General features: G+C 61.7%; 14 protein-coding genes. 1 reads left to right on the top strand and 13 read right to left on the bottom strand.

Features of this window, described 5'->3' with window-relative positions; all coding sequences use genetic code 11:
- Positions 1-17 precede the first annotated feature (17 nt).
- The 5 genes from JN756_RS05060 to pmbA all read right to left on the bottom strand — a co-directional run bounded on the left by JN756_RS05060 (position 18) and on the right by pmbA (position 4346).
- A complete protein-coding gene (locus JN756_RS05060; protein ID WP_079442869.1) occupies positions 18-629 on the bottom strand; it encodes a superoxide dismutase in 612 nt (203 codons plus the stop codon).
- A 1-nt stretch (position 630) separates the two neighbouring features.
- The gene (locus JN756_RS05055) at positions 631-1059 is read right to left on the bottom strand and encodes a DUF2753 family protein (protein WP_017845989.1); all 429 of its coding nucleotides are present in this window, start codon (positions 1057-1059) and stop codon (positions 631-633) included.
- 27 nt (positions 1060-1086) lie between these two features.
- Positions 1087-2463: a class II fumarate hydratase gene (locus JN756_RS05050; RefSeq protein WP_017845990.1), complete on the bottom strand. Its 1377-nt coding sequence runs from the start codon at positions 2461-2463 to the stop codon at positions 1087-1089.
- Positions 2456-2851 carry a hypothetical protein gene (locus JN756_RS05045; protein WP_057004254.1) on the bottom strand — a complete coding sequence of 132 codons (396 nt, stop codon included), beginning with the start codon at positions 2849-2851 and terminating at the stop codon, positions 2456-2458. The genes JN756_RS05050 and JN756_RS05045 overlap by 8 nt, the downstream gene beginning before the upstream one ends.
- Before the next feature lie 148 nt (positions 2852-2999).
- Positions 3000-4346, bottom strand: coding sequence for a metalloprotease PmbA (gene pmbA, locus JN756_RS05040; protein ID WP_017845992.1), 1347 nt, complete (start codon positions 4344-4346; stop codon positions 3000-3002).
- Positions 4347-4454: 108 nt separating this feature from the next.
- Between pmbA and yjgA the strand changes: the two genes are divergently transcribed.
- Positions 4455-4976, top strand: coding sequence for a ribosome biogenesis factor YjgA (yjgA, locus tag JN756_RS05035; RefSeq protein WP_010567685.1), 522 nt, complete (start codon positions 4455-4457; stop codon positions 4974-4976).
- A 45-nt stretch (positions 4977-5021) separates the two neighbouring features.
- On the opposite strand, the gene tldD is transcribed toward yjgA, so the two are convergent.
- From tldD to mreB, 8 genes are all read right to left on the bottom strand, one after another.
- On the bottom strand, positions 5022-6464 hold the full coding sequence (gene tldD, locus JN756_RS05030; RefSeq protein WP_046384681.1) for a metalloprotease TldD: 1443 nt from the start codon (positions 6462-6464) through the stop codon (positions 5022-5024).
- A 16-nt stretch (positions 6465-6480) separates the two neighbouring features.
- The gene (locus tag JN756_RS05025) at positions 6481-7329 is read right to left on the bottom strand and encodes a carbon-nitrogen hydrolase family protein (RefSeq protein WP_046384682.1); all 849 of its coding nucleotides are present in this window, start codon (positions 7327-7329) and stop codon (positions 6481-6483) included.
- Between the two features lie 48 nt (positions 7330-7377).
- On the bottom strand, positions 7378-11193 hold the full coding sequence (locus tag JN756_RS05020; protein ID WP_177030188.1) for a YhdP family protein: 3816 nt from the start codon (positions 11191-11193) through the stop codon (positions 7378-7380).
- A gap of 75 nt (positions 11194-11268) precedes the next feature.
- Positions 11269-12726, bottom strand: coding sequence for a ribonuclease G (gene rng, locus JN756_RS05015; RefSeq protein WP_046384684.1), 1458 nt, complete (start codon positions 12724-12726; stop codon positions 11269-11271).
- Between the two features lie 70 nt (positions 12727-12796).
- Positions 12797-13393: a Maf family protein gene (locus tag JN756_RS05010; RefSeq protein ID WP_057004251.1), complete on the bottom strand. Its 597-nt coding sequence runs from the start codon at positions 13391-13393 to the stop codon at positions 12797-12799.
- 51 nt (positions 13394-13444) lie between these two features.
- Positions 13445-13933, bottom strand: coding sequence for a rod shape-determining protein MreD (mreD, locus tag JN756_RS05005; protein WP_046384686.1), 489 nt, complete (start codon positions 13931-13933; stop codon positions 13445-13447).
- On the bottom strand, positions 13933-15030 hold the full coding sequence (gene mreC / locus JN756_RS05000) for a rod shape-determining protein MreC (RefSeq protein WP_082643815.1): 1098 nt from the start codon (positions 15028-15030) through the stop codon (positions 13933-13935). Before mreC ends, mreD begins: the two co-directional genes overlap by 1 nt.
- A 140-nt stretch (positions 15031-15170) precedes the next feature.
- Positions 15171-16208: a rod shape-determining protein MreB gene (gene mreB, locus JN756_RS04995; protein ID WP_002555108.1), complete on the bottom strand. Its 1038-nt coding sequence runs from the start codon at positions 16206-16208 to the stop codon at positions 15171-15173.
- Positions 16209-16384: the final 176 nt, after the last annotated feature.

Genomic DNA, 16384 nt, shown 5'->3' with positions numbered 1-16384 from the left:
TGTTGTACGGCGTGATATCAGGCCAGGGCGGCCTGGTAGCGGGCGGCGACTTCCGGCCAGTTGATGACACTGTAGAAGGCATTGATGTATTCAGGACGCCGATTCTGGTACAGCAGGTAGTAGGCGTGTTCCCACACATCCAGGCCGAGGATCGGTGTGTTGCCGCTCATCAGCGGGCTGTCCTGATTGCCGCTGCTCTCCACCACCAGGGTCTTCTGCGGGGTCACGCTCAACCAGGCCCAGCCGCTACCGAAGCGGGTCAATGCGGCCTTGGTGAAGGCCTCCTTGAAGCTGTCGAAACCGCCCAGTTGCTCATCGATCGCCTGGCCCAGCGCGCCATCGGGTTTGCCGCCGCCTTTGGGTGACATCACCGCCCAGAACAACGAGTGGTTGGCATGCCCGCCGCCCTGATTGATCACCGCGGCGCGCAGTTGCTCGGGCAGTTGCTGGACGCTCGACACCAGTTTCTCTACCGGCCAACCCGCAAACTCGGTGCCCTCCACGGCGGCATTGAGGTTGTTGATGTAAGTCTGGTGGTGCTTGGTGTAGTGAATTTGCATGGTTTGCGCATCGATATGCGGTTCCAGGGCATCGTAGGCGTAAGGCAAGGCAGGCAAGGTGTAGGACATATCAGTGTGCTCCGTATTGAGGAGGGGTCGGTTGCGCCGCAGTACCGCCCAGCAAGCGATGGGTACGGGGGTATTCGCCGTGATCGCTGATGAAATTCAACAGTTCGACGTAGGTCTTGCTGCTCTGGCGCAACGCCGCGTCGCGCAGTTGGGGGCTGAGGCGCTGGTCCTGCAGCGCCTGTAACAGCCGTTGGTGGATGGCACAAAGGTATTCCGCGCTTTCTTCCGGCTGGTTCAGGCGCAGGTGCAGGTCCGCCAGGTTGTGATGGGAAATGACGCAAGCCGCCACTGCTTCGTCGGCGTTCGCCCAGCGCTCGAACAACACTTGAGCCAGGGCCAGCGCTTGTAAATAGGCTTCGCGAGCGTCGACCAACTCGCCCTGCATAAAGCAGCGATTGGCCCGTTCGATCGTGCGTTTCCAATGCTCCATGGTCAGCCTCCAAAGCAGGGTCGGTGATTACACGCCGCCGGCTGTGAGCTTTTCCGGGTCCAGCAGGACTTCCAGTTGGCTACGCGGCAAGTCGGTGTGCTCGAGGGCGACATCAATCACCGGGCGACCTTGCTGATAGGCTTGCTTGGCGATTTCAGCGGCCTTTTGGTAACCAATAATCGGGTTGAGTGCGGTCACCAGGATCGGATTGCGCGACAACGCTTCCTTGAGCTTGGCCTCGTTGACCTTGAAACTGGCAATGGCCTTGTCCGCCAGCAGGCGGCTGGAATTGGCCAGCAGTTCGAGGCTGCCGAGCAGGTTCTGGGCGATGATCGGCAGCATCACGTTCAGCTCGAAGTTGCCGGATTGCCCGGCAATGGTGATCACCGTGTCATTGCCGATGACCTGTGCGGCGACCATGGCCGTCGCTTCCGGAATCACTGGGTTGACCTTGCCCGGCATGATCGAAGAACCGGGCTGCAACCCTTCCAGTTCGATTTCGCCCAAGCCCGCCAGGGGCCCGGAATTCATCCAGCGCAAGTCGTTGGCGATTTTCATCAATGACACAGCGATCGCTTTCAACTGGCCGGAGACGGCGACGGCGGTGTCCTGGGAGCCGATCAACGCGAAGAGGTTCTTGCCCGGCGTGAATTGCACGCCGGTCAGGCTGCTCAGTTGTTGGCTGAAACGCAGCGCAAACTCCGGATGCGCGTTGATCCCGGTACCGACAGCCGTGCCGCCCTGGGCCAGGGCTTGCAGGCTGGGCAACAGGTCCTGCAGGTGCGCGATATTGGCCTTGAGCTGCTGCGCCCAGCCATTGAGCACCTGGCTCATACGCACGGGCATGGCGTCCATCAGGTGCGTGCGACCGGTCTTGATGAAGGGGTGGACCTCTTCGGCCTTCCGTTCGATGACCTGCACCAGATGCAGCAACGCCGGCAGCGTTTGCTCATGCAGCACCAACGCCGCACTGACGTGGATGGTGGTCGGGATGATGTCGTTGCTGCTTTGGCCGCAGTTCACGTGATCGTTGGGGTTGACCGCCTCACCGAGCAAACGGCTGGCCAGGGTCGCGATCACTTCGTTGGCGTTCATATTGGAACTGGTGCCGGAACCGGTCTGAAAGATATCCACCGGAAAGTGCGGCATGAAGTCACCGTCCAGCAAGCCCAGGGCAGCATCGACAATGGCCTTGCCCTGCCCTTCGCTGATCTGCTTGAGGTCGACGTTGACCTTGGCCGCTGCCACTTTGGCCAGGATCAGCGCACGAATGAACGGCGCCGGCATGCGCTGGTGGCTGATCGGAAAGTTGTTCACCGCGCGCTGGGTTTGCGCGCCGTACAAGGCCTCGGCGGGGACTTGCAGTTCACCCATGCTGTCGCGTTCGATACGGTTATTACTCATCGGAAGATCCTTGCACCCAGTCAGAAACGGAAATCGAAGGCAGCAATTCGCACGTCGCCAATTGCCAGGCAAAGGCCTGCCAGCGCTTGAGGCGGCAGGCACAGTGGGAGAGTGTTTCCAGGTCGCGCAGCGGGCGCCAGGCCTGGTCCAGGCACTGGGACCGCCAATGCCACGGCAAGGCAATGTCCGTGGCGGTGTCGATCAGCAGGCGGAAAGCCGTTTCAGCGATCGTCCATGGATGAGTCGCGGTGCAACAGGCGAGGTATCGACCTTCATTGAGGTAATGTTCGATCAGGCGCGGTTCATTGGGCTCGAGGCAGCAGCGAATCTGACGACTCATCCAACGCCAGCTTTCCAGGTAGGGGTCCTCATGCAGGACAGCATTCATGATCCGCACTCATTCGATAATGATATTTATTATTAAATGATATTGATAATCAACACAAGAGTGGCAAGCCAATCAACCGGGAATGCAGCCACAAAAAAAGGCGCGCCATCCTGCAGATGGCGCGCCTTTTGGTGAAGCGTCGGAAGGATTAACTACCGGCGACCGTCATCCGCTCGATCAGGACCGAACCTGTACGGATATTGCTGCGCAGCTCCAGGTCGTTACCCACGGCAACGATCTGCTTGAACATGTCGCGCATATTGCCGGCGATGGTCACTTCCTGGACAGCAAACTGAATCTCACCGTTTTCTACCCAGAAACCCGCCGCGCCACGGGAATAATCACCGGTGACCATGTTCAAGCCCTGACCCATCAATTCAGTCACCAGCAGGCCACGCCCCATGCGTCGCAACAGCGCCGCCTGGTCTTCCTCGCCGTGGGTCACGAACAGGTTATGCACGCCGCCAGCGTTCGCGGTGCTCGGCAGGCCCAGTTTGCGCCCGGCATACGTGCCCAGCACGTAGGAAACCAACTCACCGTTTTCGACGAACGGCTTGGCATAGGTCGCCAGGCCATCGCCGTCGAACGACGAACTGCCCATGGCCCGCATCAGGTGTGGACGCTCGTCGATGGTCAGCCACTGCGGAAACAGCTTCTGGCCAATCGCACCTTCGAGGAACGACGATTTGCGGTACAGGTTGCCGCCGGAAATCGCTCCCAGGAAACTGCCGAACAGACCGCCGGCCAGCTCCGCCGAAAACAGCACCGGCACTTCACAGGTCGGCACCGGGCGCGCGCCCAAGCGGCTCGCGGCACGTTGCGCAGCACGCCGGCCAATGCTGACCGGGTCGGCCAGCAACTCGCCCTGACGGTTCACGTCGTACCAGTAATCGCGCTGCATCTGGCCGTTGGCTTCGGCGATCATCACGCAACTCAGGCTGTGGCGCGTCGACGCATAACCGCCGATAAAACCATGGCTGTTGCCGTACACGCGGCAGCCCTGGTGGGTGCTCAAGGTGGTGCCGTCGGCATTCTTGATCCGCGGGTCGGCATCGAACGCCGCAGCTTCGCAGGTCAGCGCTTGTTCGATGGCTTGTTCCGGGGTGATGTCCCAGGCATGGAACAGGTCGAAATCCTGCAGATCCTTGGCCATCAACGCCTTGTCGGCCAGGCCCGAGCTTTCATCCTCGGACGTGTGCTTGGCAATCGCCAATGCGGCGGCCACCGTCTCGCGAATCGCTTCCGGCCCACTCGCCGAGGTGCTGGCCGAGCCTTTGCGCTGGCCGACGTACAAGGTGATGCCAAACCCCTGGTCGCGGTTGAATTCGACGGTTTCGACTTCCCGCTGACGTACCGACGTCGACAGCCCCTGCTCCAGGGACACAGCCACCTCGCAGGCACTGGCCCCCTGGCGCTTGGCCTCGGCAAGGATCTGCTCGACTTGTTCCTGCAGTGCCGGTAACGCTTGCGGACCGACGCTTTGGGCTGCACTCATGGTTTTCTCCACTCAAATTCTGCTTTCGGTTAAGGCCATCGAGCGACCGGGCCGGACAAGCGGCCCCCGACTGGTTATCATGGCGGCGTTTCTTTGCGGACTGCCACCATGGTTGATTCTTACGACGACTCCCTCGATGGGGAGAAAAGCAAAACCCAGGTCAAACGCGAGCTGCATGCTCTGGTTGACCTCGGCGAGCGCCTTACAACGCTCAAGCCGGACTTGATTGCAAAACTGCCTCTGACCGACGAAATGCGCCGGGCTCTGGCGGATGCACCCAAGCACACCGCGAATATCGCGCGTAAACGGCACATCATGTTCATCGGCAAGCTGATGCGCGATCAGGACACTGACGCGATTCTGACCCTGCTCGATCAACTCGATGCCTCCACTCGCCAGTACAACGAACGCTTCCACAACCTGGAACGTTGGCGTGACCGCCTGATCTCGGGCGATGACGCGGTGCTGGAGAAATTCGTACTGGACTACCCGGACGCGGACCGCCAGCAACTGCGCTCCCTGATCCGTCAGGCCCAGCACGAACTGGCGCAAAACAAGGCGCCGGCCACCAGCCGTAAAATCTTCAAGTACATCCGTGAGCTGGACGAGACTCAACGCGGCCTGCGTTGATCCTCTTCCCCGGGTGGCGGTCTTCGCCACCCGAAGCTCCCGCTCTTACGACCCCGTGCCACCCACGGTGATCGCATCAATTTTCAAGGTTGGCTGACCCACGCCCACCGGCACCGACTGCCCATCCTTGCCGCACGTACCCACGCCGCTGTCCAGCGCCAGGTCGTTACCGACCATCGACACCTTGCTCATCGCTTCCGGCCCGTTACCAATCAACGTCGCGCCTTTGACCGGCACGGTAATCTTGCCGTCTTCGATCAGGTACGCCTCGCTGGTGGAGAACACGAACTTGCCGCTGGTGATGTCCACCTGGCCGCCGCCGAGGTTGGCGCAATAGATCCCGCGTTTCACCGAGGCGATGATTTCCGCCGGGTCACTTTCGCCAGCGAGCATGTAAGTGTTGGTCATGCGCGGCATCGGCAGGTGCGCGTAGGATTCGCGACGGCCGTTACCGGTACGCGCCACGCCCATCAGGCGGGCGTTGAGTTTGTCTTGCATGTAACCCTTGAGCACGCCGTTTTCGATCAGCGTGGTGCATTCGGTCGGCGTGCCTTCGTCATCGATGTTCAACGAGCCACGGCGACCGGCCAGGGTGCCGTCATCGACAATGGTGCACAGTTTGGAGGCGACCATCTCGCCCATGCGCCCGCTGTAGGCCGAACTGCCCTTGCGGTTGAAGTCGCCTTCCAGGCCATGGCCCACGGCTTCGTGGAGCAGTACGCCAGACCAGCCCGAGCCCAACACCACCGGCAAGGTGCCAGCCGGTGCGGGGATGGCTTCCAGGTTGACCAGCGCCTGGCGCAGCGCTTCACGGGCATAACCCATGGCGCGGTCCTCGGCGAGGAAATAACGGTAGTCGGTACGCCCGCCGCCGCCGTGCCCACCGCGCTCGCGGCGGCCGTTCTGTTCGACGATCACGCTGACGTTGAAACGCACCAGCGGCCGCACATCCGCCGCCAGGCCGCCGTCGGTGGACGCCACCAGGATGCGTTCCCACACCCCGGCCATGCTCACCGTGACTTGCTGGATACGCGGGTCGAGGGCGCGGGTCGCGGCATCGATACGCTTGAGCAGATCGACTTTTTCTGCGCGGCTGATCACTTCCAGGGGGTTATCCGGCGCGTACAACTGGGCCACGTCCTGGGTGCTGAATGCCTGCACCGTACCGTTCTGGCCGGCGCGGGAAATCGAACGAGCAGCCCGGGCGGCCAGGCCCAAGGCTTCCAAGGTGATCGCGTTGCTGTAGGCGAAACCGGTTTTCTCACCGGATTGCGCGCGCACGCCGACACCCTGGTCGAGGTTGAAACTGCCTTCCTTGACGATCCCGTCTTCCAAAGCCCACGACTCGGAAATCTGCCCCTGGAAATACAGGTCGGCCGCGTCGATGCCCGGCCCGGCCAGATCGCCCAGCACGGTTTGCAGGCTTTCGATGGTCACGCCACCGGGTGCCAGGAGATGTTCGCTGACTGAGGACAACAACTCGCTCATAGGTTTGGCCTTAAATTCATCGTTCTGAAGCAGGCCGCTGCGCGCCCTGCGAGAAAAAGCGCCGGTGGTTGACCACCGGCATGCGCGCCCGTATCGACGCCTGTTCACTGCTGTCGCGTTCGGCCAGCAACACCGCTTCGCCTTGATCCTGTTGCGTCAGTACGCGCCCCCAGGGGTCGACAATCGCCGCGTGGCCATAAGTCTCCCGTGGCCCCGGATGCACCCCGCCCTGGGCGGCCGCCAGCAGATAACACTGGGTCTCGATGGCCCGTGCGCGAATCAGCACATCCCAATGGGCGGCGCCGGTGACCGCGGTGAAGGCCGAGGGCGCGGTAATCAGTTCAGCCCCCGCCGCGCGCAACTCGCTGTACAACTCCGGGAAGCGCAGGTCGTAACACACCGTCAGGCCCACGCGGCCGACCGGCGTATCCGCCACCACAACGTTGCTCCCGAAAGCATAGTCATCGGATTCACGATAGCGACCGCGCGCGTCCGCCACGTCGACATCGAACAAATGCAGCTTGTCGTAGCGGGCGACGATCTCGCCATGCTCATCGATCAGCAACGAGCAGGCGTTAGCCTTGGCGTTCGGTTGATCCTTGGGCGGCAGCGGCAAAGTGCCAGCCACTATCCATAAGGTGAGGTCGCGGGCGGTCTGTTTCAACCATGGCAGGATCGGTCCTTCACCCAACGCCTCGGCGCGGCCGATGTCAGCCACATCGCGGCGGCCCATGGCGGCGAAGTTTTCCGGCAGCACCGCCAGCCGCGCCCCCTTTGCCGCCGCTTGCTCCAGCAGGCGCCGGGCCTGGGCCAGGTTGGCCAGCACATCGCTCTGGCTGACCATTTGAATTACCGCAAAGGACATGGGCCGACACTCCATAAATGGCATGCAGCCATGCTACTCCACAGGCTCTCAGTTTGGTTTTTCAAATGGCTTGTCGAAGCTGATTTTCGGGTCTTTCCATGGCCCTTCGACTTTGTACTGCACGCTGGCAAACCGCGAAACCCGGTCGCCGATCAGCTTGTCGATCAGGAACAGCGCGCCGCCAATGGCCGGCGCGCCGACAATCAGCGCAGCGATCGGCAGGTTGTTGGTCACCGGCAATGTCACCAGCAGCTTGGCATCCACGCGATCAGCCACCAGGTCCATGGTGCCATTGAGCTCCAGGTTGCTCGACGGCCCCGTCAGGGTGATCGGCTCGCGGGTCACGAACACCCCGTTGCTGGCCGCGAGCAAGCCTTTGACCCGGTCATAACTCAAGCCTTTGCCGAGCAGGTCGGAGAAGTCCAGGCGCAACCGACGGCCGATGGAGTTGAAGTTAAGCAGGCCGAACACCCGCAGCGCCTGGGCGCCACCTTCCACTTCAACGAACTGGCCTTTGCGGAATGTTGCATCCAGGCTGCCGGAAAAACGCTTGGGCCCGACCCAGGCGGGGGAGCCCGGCCAACGACCGTCCACGTCCAGGTGGAAATCTTCACTGGTCACGGTAGGCGCAAAGCCCCAGCCCTTGAGGACATCGGCGATATTCTTGCCATCCAGGCGCCCTTTGTACCAACTGCTGCTGTCGCCCGGCGCGCCTTCCCAACCACCAGCGCCCTTGAGCAGCATGCCCTTGAGGCCCAGGTCCAGGTTGTTGAAGGCCAGGCCCTTGGCGGTCGGTCGGATCTTCAGCGACCACGCGCCGATCAGGTCCGGCCCCTGGAACAGCTGATCAATGCTGATGTCCAGCGCTGGAATATCCTTGGGATCGATGTCGGCCAATGGGTCCGGCGCATTTTCATCCGCCTGTACCGTCGGGTCCACCGCCGGCAGCTTCACGTACTGCAGGTTGACCGCGATGGGTGCGCCCTTGGCGTCCGACAGGTTGACCGTGCCCTTGGCCTGCTGGCTGTCGAACTGCAGGCCCCAAGCCGAGGGTTTGCGGTCAAGCTGGAGGTTGACCTGGTCGAACTGCTGCCCAAAGCCAGTCAACTTGCCCACCTTGAAGTCGGCGCCGCTCAACAGCTGTTTCGCGCTGCCTCCCGGGTCGTTGCCCGCGTAGCGATCAATGAGTTTCTTCCACGGATCGATGTCCAGTTCCGACAGCACACCGCGAATGCGCAGGCCCTTGCCACCGGGCAGCAGCGCATCGCCATCGCCGAGAAACAACTCGCCGCGGCCGTCGCTGAATTTATCCGGCGGCGCAGCAAAGGTGAAGTTCGCCAGGTCGCCGTAATCGAACCAGTAGCGGCGCTCGGCGCCCTGCAAGGTCATGCGGAACACGCTGTCACGGCCCTGGCTGGCCGCCATGCCGAACGGCGCCGGCAGGTCCACGGCCACGCCTTTGAGGTTGGAGCTGACCCTCAACTGGCTGTCGGCACCGTCCAGATTGAGCTGCAACTGGTACGGTATATCACCGGACACCGGCAGCGGCTGGCTGATTTTCAACCAGTCCGTCAGGCGCTTGACCGTGACCTGGCCTTTGGCGGTAACGCGGGTGCTGATACTGCCCGGCTTGCCATCCGCGAAGATCTGCGCGGTGATCGGCCGATCGAAGGCTTGCGCTGTGATGTTCTGCCCACTCAGGCCCTTGGCGCTGTCGAAGCGGAAATCCCCCTTGAGCTGGCTCAGGTCCAGAGGCGGCTCAGCCAATTGCAGGCGCGCCTTGTCGGTCTGGAAATCCACCACGATCTTCGGTTCGGTGCCCTTGGCCAGCGGGATATCCAGGTCCAGCTTGCCCTGTAGATCGCCCTCGCCTTTCCAACCGGCAAAGGTCGAAGCGGTGCCTATCGGCGCTTCCTGGAGGATTTTCAGGCCATCACCCAGGCCGCCGGCAAACTCACCGGTGAGCAGTAAGTGGCTGTCCTTGCCCGCGGGCGCGTGGGGGATATTGACGTAGATGTCCTTGACGCCGGTATCGAGCAGTTGGCCCTTGCTGGCCAGGATGCGGACACCGCTCTCCTCGACAAACACTTCGCCGTTGACCTTGCTCACATGGGGCCAGCCCGGCTGGAACGCCAACTCAGCGTCATGCACCTTGAAAAACAGGCTGATATTGCGCGAAGCCGGCAACGCACCGTGATTCAGCGAGCCTTGGTACTGGAAGAAGCCTTCATCGACCGCGCCTTTGAGAATCGCGGTACGCAGCCATTCATCCAGCGCCGGGCTCAGCACCGCCGGCAGGTATTTAGGCGTGAAACGTCCATCGCCATCGACCATGCCGACCCGCAGGTCCATGTAGTCTTCCTGGCTATTGTCGAAATGCAGGCGAATCAGGAAGTCGGCGGCGACCTTGCCTTCCTCGCCCAGCACCTTGATATACGGCGCGATCAGGGTGAAACCTTGCTGATCGAGCTTCCAGGTCAGGCGCGCATTGGCCTGGATGTACTGCCAGGGCTTGGCGAAGATCGGGTCGAGGTGCAAGGAAAAGTCCTTGCTGTCCATGCGCAGCTCGCCCTGCCCCAGGTCGCCGCTGATGCTGCCGGAAACGTTGCGTGCGGCAGGGGCGCCGAAGTAGGCGTCGAAGCCTACCCGCTCGAGGTTGGCGGCAAAGCTGACTTTCTGATCGGTCGTGTCCTGCGGACGAAAATCCACCAGCACATTGCGCAGCAGGCCGGTGGCCTTGAGGTGTTCGATCGTCTTGGCGAAGCCTTCCGGCAACGGCGCCAAGGCATTGAGCAACGGGGTGATCGGGGTCAGGTCGAGGCGGTCGGCCTGCAGGTTCCAGACTTCCTGCGCCTTGTCGGTGGCCAGGCGTTGCTGCAATTGCAGACGCGATTCCCAACGGCTATCGCCGATGTTCATCGCCAACGAATCGAACAGCACCTTGAGGCCGCTCTCACTGCGTTGCAGGTAGGCGGTCAGGGCGAGGTTTTCAATGTGGACCGGCTTGCGGTCAGCATAGCTGCCCTTCACTTGCGGCGAGTTGAGGCGCACCACCGCGCTTTGCACGGTGCCTTTGGCCCAGGTCAGCCAGAATTCACCGCCAGCCTTGAACTGCGTGAGTTTCCACTGCTGGGTCAACCTGGCCGGAACCCATTTGGCCCAATCGCTCTGGGGCAGGCTCAGGTAGGCCTGGACCTCAGCGTCTTTCCAGGCACTGGCGCGGATCTGCGTGCGCAGGCTCAGGGCCAGGGGTTGGCCATCCGGCAGGGTCAGGCGGGCGTCCAGGCGTTGGCGGGTCGCGCCCGTTTGCAAGCTCAGGCCCACATACGTGAAGGTCAGCGGCGCCTGGTCGAACGGCTGCAACGTGACCTGGCTATCCAGCAACGACACGCGCTGGACACTCTGCATGCGCTTGAGCAACTGTTCCGGGTCCAGCGGCTGGTCGTCCTGCACCGGCAGGCCTTGCAGCGCCCAGTGGCCATCCTTGTCTTCCCTGGCGCTCAGTTGCAGGCCGCTGACTTCCAGATGGGCAATACGCACGTCGCGCGCCATCAGGCTGGCCCAGATGTCCGGCACCACCTGCACCTGATCTAGGCGCAAGGCATTGCTGCCCTCGCCCACCATCACGTCATGGGCCAGCAACACAGGGGCGAAACCGCTCCAGCGGCCTTCAAGGCGACCGATCTGCAGCGGCATATCCACCGCGGCCTGGGCCTTGGCTTCGATTTCTGCGCGGTATTCGGCGACCAGCGGGGTCAATTCACGCCCCAGGCTCACGTACACCGCCGCCAATACCAGCAGCAGGGCGCACAGGCCCAGGCCCCAGCGGGTCAAAGCGGCAAAAAAGCGTGTCAGACGCTCCATGTCAAGCGACCCTCAGGCAGTAGTCGGACCGCAGATCCAGGTCTGTCGGGTTCAGGGAAAGCCAATGAATGAAAATCAGAGCAGCACCACGTCGTATTGTTCCTGGGAGTACATGGTTTCGACCTGAAAACGAATGGTGCGCCCGATAAATCCTTCCAGTTCAGCCACGTTACCGGACTCTTCATCCAGCAAGCGGTCGACCACTTTCTGGTTGGCAAGCACTCTATAACCTTCAGCCTGGTAGGCTCGCGCCTCTCGTAGGATTTCCCGGAAAATCTCGTAGCAAACCGTTTCAGGGGTCTTCAATTTACCGCGCCCCTGGCAACTGCTGCACGGCTCGCACAGCACTTGCTCGAGACTTTCGCGGGTGCGCTTGCGGGTCATCTGCACCAGGCCCAACTCGGTGATGCCGATGATGTTGGTCTTGGCGTGATCACGTTCCAGCTGCTTCTCGAGGGTGCGCAGCACCTGACGCTGGTGCTCTTCATCTTCCATGTCGATGAAGTCGATGATGATGATCCCGCCCAGGTTGCGCAGGCGCAATTGGCGGGCAATCGCAGTGGCCGCTTCGAGGTTGGTCTTGAAGATGGTCTCTTCAAGGTTGCGGTGCCCCACGAACGCACCGGTGTTGACGTCGATGGTGGTCATGGCTTCGGCCGGGTCCACCACCAGGTAGCCACCGGACTTGAGCGGCACTTTGCGTTCGAGGGCTTTCTGGATTTCGTCTTCGACGCCATACAGGTCGAAGATCGGCCGCTCGCCAGGGTAATGCTCCAGGCGGTCAGCAATTTCCGGCATCAGTTCGGCAACAAATTGCGTGGTGCGCTGGAAGGTTTCCCGCGAGTCGATGCGAATTTTCTCGATCTTGGGGCTGACCAGGTCACGCAAGGTGCGCAGGGCCAGGCCCAGGTCTTCATAGATCACGCTGGGGGCGCCGACGGTCTTGATCTGTGTGCCGATCTGGTCCCACAGGCGCCGCAGATAGCGGATATCCATGAGGATTTCATCGGCACCGGCGCCTTCGGCGGCGGTGCGCAGGATAAACCCACCCGCTTCCTTGATGCCCTCGGCGGCAACGCAGTCGCTGACCACTTTTTTCAGGCGCTCGCGCTCGGCTTCGTCTTCAATCTTCAGGGAAATGCCGACATGGGCGGTGCGCGGCATGTACACCAGGTAGCGCGAAGGAATCGACAGTTGCGTGGTCAGCCGCGCACCTTTGGAGCCGATGGGGTCCTTGGTGACTTGCACCACCAGGCTCTGCCCTTCATGCACCAGGGCGCTGATGCTTTCCACCGCCGGGCCTTCACGCAGGGAAATTTCCGAGGCATGGATAAACGCGGCGCGATCCAGGCCGATATCGACGAAGGCGGCCTGCATGCCGGGCAATACGCGCACGACCTTGCCTTTATAGATGTTGCCGACGATCCCGCGCTTCTGGGTGCGCTCGACGTGAACTTCCTGCAGAACACCGTTCTCTACCACCGCCACGCGCGATTCCATCGGCGTGATATTGATCAGAATCTCTTCACTCATGGCTGGGTCTCGTTCAGGCGTTTTCACAATAGTGGCCGGTCGCTTAAGGCTGGGCGCTGGTGTACGGCGTTCAGCGCGCGGTAAGGTTTTGCCAACAGGGTATGCCGAATTGTCCAAGCAACTGCGCGGTTTCGCACACCGGCAAGCCGACCACGGCGGAATAACTGCCATTGAGCCCGGCCACGAACACCGAGCCCAGCCCCTGGATAGCATAACCCCCGGCCTTGTCCTGAGGTTCGCCACTGTGCCAGTAGCTTGTAGCCTCCTCGACAGAAATCCCACGAAAAAGTACGCGACTGCTTACACATCGGGTGTCACAGCGCTGACCGTCCGTGAGAGCAACCGCCGTCAGCACTTCATGTTCACGCCCTGCCAGCGCCAGCAACATGGCCAGGCCGTCGGCCTGATCCACCGGTTTGCCAAGGATCTGGCCGTCGACGATCACCGCCGTGTCGGCGCCCAGCACACAGGCCCCGGAGGTTTCCCCGAGGGCAGCGAAACCCGCCGCGGCCTTGGCGCGCGCCAGGCGCTCGACGTAGGAAACGGGAGATTCGTTGGTAAGAGGCGTTTCATCAATCGCGGCGCTGACCACAGTGAACGGCACACCGATCTGGGTCAGCAGTTCACGCCGCCTTGGGGAGCCCGAGGCCAGATAAAGCGAATTCATTGCAGACTCTCCCTGTGGGGTTCGATAACCAGGCAGAGCCTCGCAATCCATTCAATTGATTTTATAGCGGCGACATAACCCGCGCAGACCGAAACTGACCCACGGCCACAGCAACGCGCTGACCAGGGCCGGCAACACCAGTGCCAAGGTCGGCTGTCGGTTGCCGGTCAAGGCACTGAGCCACAGCTGCACCAACTGCGCCAGGCCGAAGATCACCAGGATCACCAGGCACTGTTGCCACATCGGGAACATGCGCAGGCGCTGCTGCAATGAGAGCACCAGGAAGGTGATCAAGGTCAGGATCAACGCGTTCTGCCCCAGCAAGGTGCCATAGAGCACATCTTCCGCCAAGCCCAGAAACATAGCGGTGACCATGCCCACTTTATGCGGCAGGTTCAGCGACCAGAATGCCAGCAGCAGGGCCAGCCAGAGCGGACGCAGGATTTCCATGAACTGCGGCAGCGGTGAAACACTGAGCAGCAAGCCGAGAGCAAAGGTCAGCCAGACGATCCAGCCATTGCGCGAATGAGTACCGGCCATTATTCCTCCCTCTGCCGCGTGGTTGCCCGGGCGGCGGGCGTCGCGGGCGCAGGCGCGGCGGCCGGCGGTTTGGTCGCCGCCGGTTTCACCGGGCGAGCGCTGTGAGCGGCCGGCTTGGCTGGCGTGGCCACGGGCGCAGTCACCGCCGGCGCTGTTGCAGGCGGTGTGGCTGGCGCGGGCTTGGGTACGGTCGCCGGGATGATCGGCGTGGTGCCGTTGCGTTTGTCTTCCGCTTCCTGGGCCTGAGCGGCGTCGTTGGCGCGCTCTTCCGGGGTGCGGTTGTCGCTGAAGACCAGCAACAGGTAGCGGCTGCGGTTCAGCGCGGCCGTCGGCACGGCGCGGACAATCGCGAAAGGCTGGCCGGAGTCGTGGATCACTTCCTTGACCGTCGCCACCGGATAACCCGCCGGGAAGCGCTGACCCAGGCCAGAACTGACCAACAGGTCGCCTTCCTTGATATCGGCGGTGTCGGCCACATGACGCAGTTCCAGCCGCTCCGGGTTACCCGTACCGCTGGCAATCGCGCGCAGGCCGTTGCGGTTGACCTGCACCGGAATGCTGTGGGTAGTGTCCGTCAGCAGCAATACCCGCGATGTGTAGGGCATCAACTCGACCACCTGCCCCATCAGGCCACGGGCATCGAGTACCGGCTGGCCGAGGACCACTCCGTCGCGCTCACCCTTGTTGATGATGATGCGATGGGTAAAGGGGTTGGGGTCCATGCCGATCAACTCGGCGACTTCGACCTTCTCGTTGACCAGAGCGGAGGAGTTGAGCAACTCGCGCAGCCGAACGTTCTGCTCGGTGAGGGCCGCCAGCTTTTGCATGCGCCCCTGCAGCAGCAGGTTTTCAGTCTTGAGTTTTTCGTTCTCGGCGACCAGCTCGGTGCGGCTGCCGAATTGGCTGGCCACGCCCTGGTAGAGACGTTGCGGCAGGTCGGTGATCCAGTAAGTCTGCATCAACACCAGCGACATCTGGCTACGCACGGGCTTGAGCAGTGCAAAGCGAGCATCGACCACCATCAGCGCGACCGAAAGCACGACCAGCACCAATAAGCGCACGCCCAATGAGGGGCCTTTGGCGAAAAGCGGTTTAATAGGCCGCTCCTCCCAGGCAAATGTTCTCTCTATTCATACGGCATCTAACCGGCCTGGATGCAGATTGAAGAAGATAAACGCCAACAGGCAGCACTGCAAAGTGCTGCCTGCGGGCGAAACATGGGCTTACCAGCAATCACTTATTCGCTGGAGAGCAGGTCCATGGTGTGTTTATCCATCATTTCCAGTGCACGGCCACCGCCACGGGCGACGCAGGTCAGCGGGTCTTCGGCGACGATCACCGGCAGGCCGGTTTCCTGGGCCAGCAACTTATCGAGGTCGCGCAGCAAGGCGCCACCACCGGTCAGTACCAGGCCACGCTCGGCGATATCGGAAGCCAGCTCCGGCGGCGATTGCTCCAGCGCGCTCTTCACCGCCTGAACGATGGTGGCCAGGGACTCTTGCAGAGCCTCGAGCACTTCATTGGAGTTCAGGGTGAAGGCACGTGGCACGCCTTCGGCCAGGTTGCGACCGCGCACATCGACTTCGCGCACTTCGCCGCCCGGATAAGCGGTACCGATTTCCTGCTTGATGCGCTCGGCGGTGGATTCGCCGATCAGGCTGCCGTAGTTGCGACGCACATAAGTGATGATCGCTTCGTCGAAGCGGTCACCGCCCACACGGACGGATTCGGCATACACCACACCGTTCAGGGAAATCAGGGCGATTTCAGTGGTACCACCACCGATATCCACCACCATCGAACCGCGCGCTTCTTCAACCGGCAGGCCGGCACCGATCGCAGCAGCCATCGGCTCTTCGATCAGGAACACTTCACGGGCACCGGCACCAAGGGCCGATTCACGGATGGCACGACGCTCCACCTGGGTGGACTTGCACGGTACGCAGATCAGCACACGAGGGCTGGGCTGCAGAAAACTGTTTTCGTGAACCTTGTTGATGAAGTACTGCAGCATCTTCTCGCAGACACTGAAGTCGGCGATCACGCCGTCTTTCATCGGACGAATGGCCGCGATATTGCCTGGTGTTCGGCCGAGCATGCGCTTGGCCTCGGTGCCGACGGCAACGACACTTTTCTGATTACCATGGGTCCGAATAGCCACAACCGATGGCTCATTCAGGACGATACCGCGCTCGCGCACGTAAATAAGGGTGTTGGCAGTGCCCAGGTCAATGGAAAGATCGCTGGAAAACATGCCACGCAGTTTCTTGAACATGGGGAAAGGACCCTAGGCAACGCGTGGGTAAAAAAGTGCGGCAAACTCTAACAACGACAGGGATTTTGGGCAAGGCGCCAATGTGCTAAATTGGCCGACTTTCTACGCACCAACCCCCACAATCGCGGCCATATGACCGTAGAAATGCGGTAGTGTTCCGACAATCTAACACACGG

It is taken from the genome of Pseudomonas sp. Y39-6 (assembly GCF_023651955.1).
GTDB classification, from domain to species: domain Bacteria; phylum Pseudomonadota; class Gammaproteobacteria; order Pseudomonadales; family Pseudomonadaceae; genus Aquipseudomonas; species Aquipseudomonas veronii.
The sequence above is the reverse complement of the archived record's forward strand: the minus strand, read 5'-3'. Positions and strand labels throughout refer to the sequence as shown.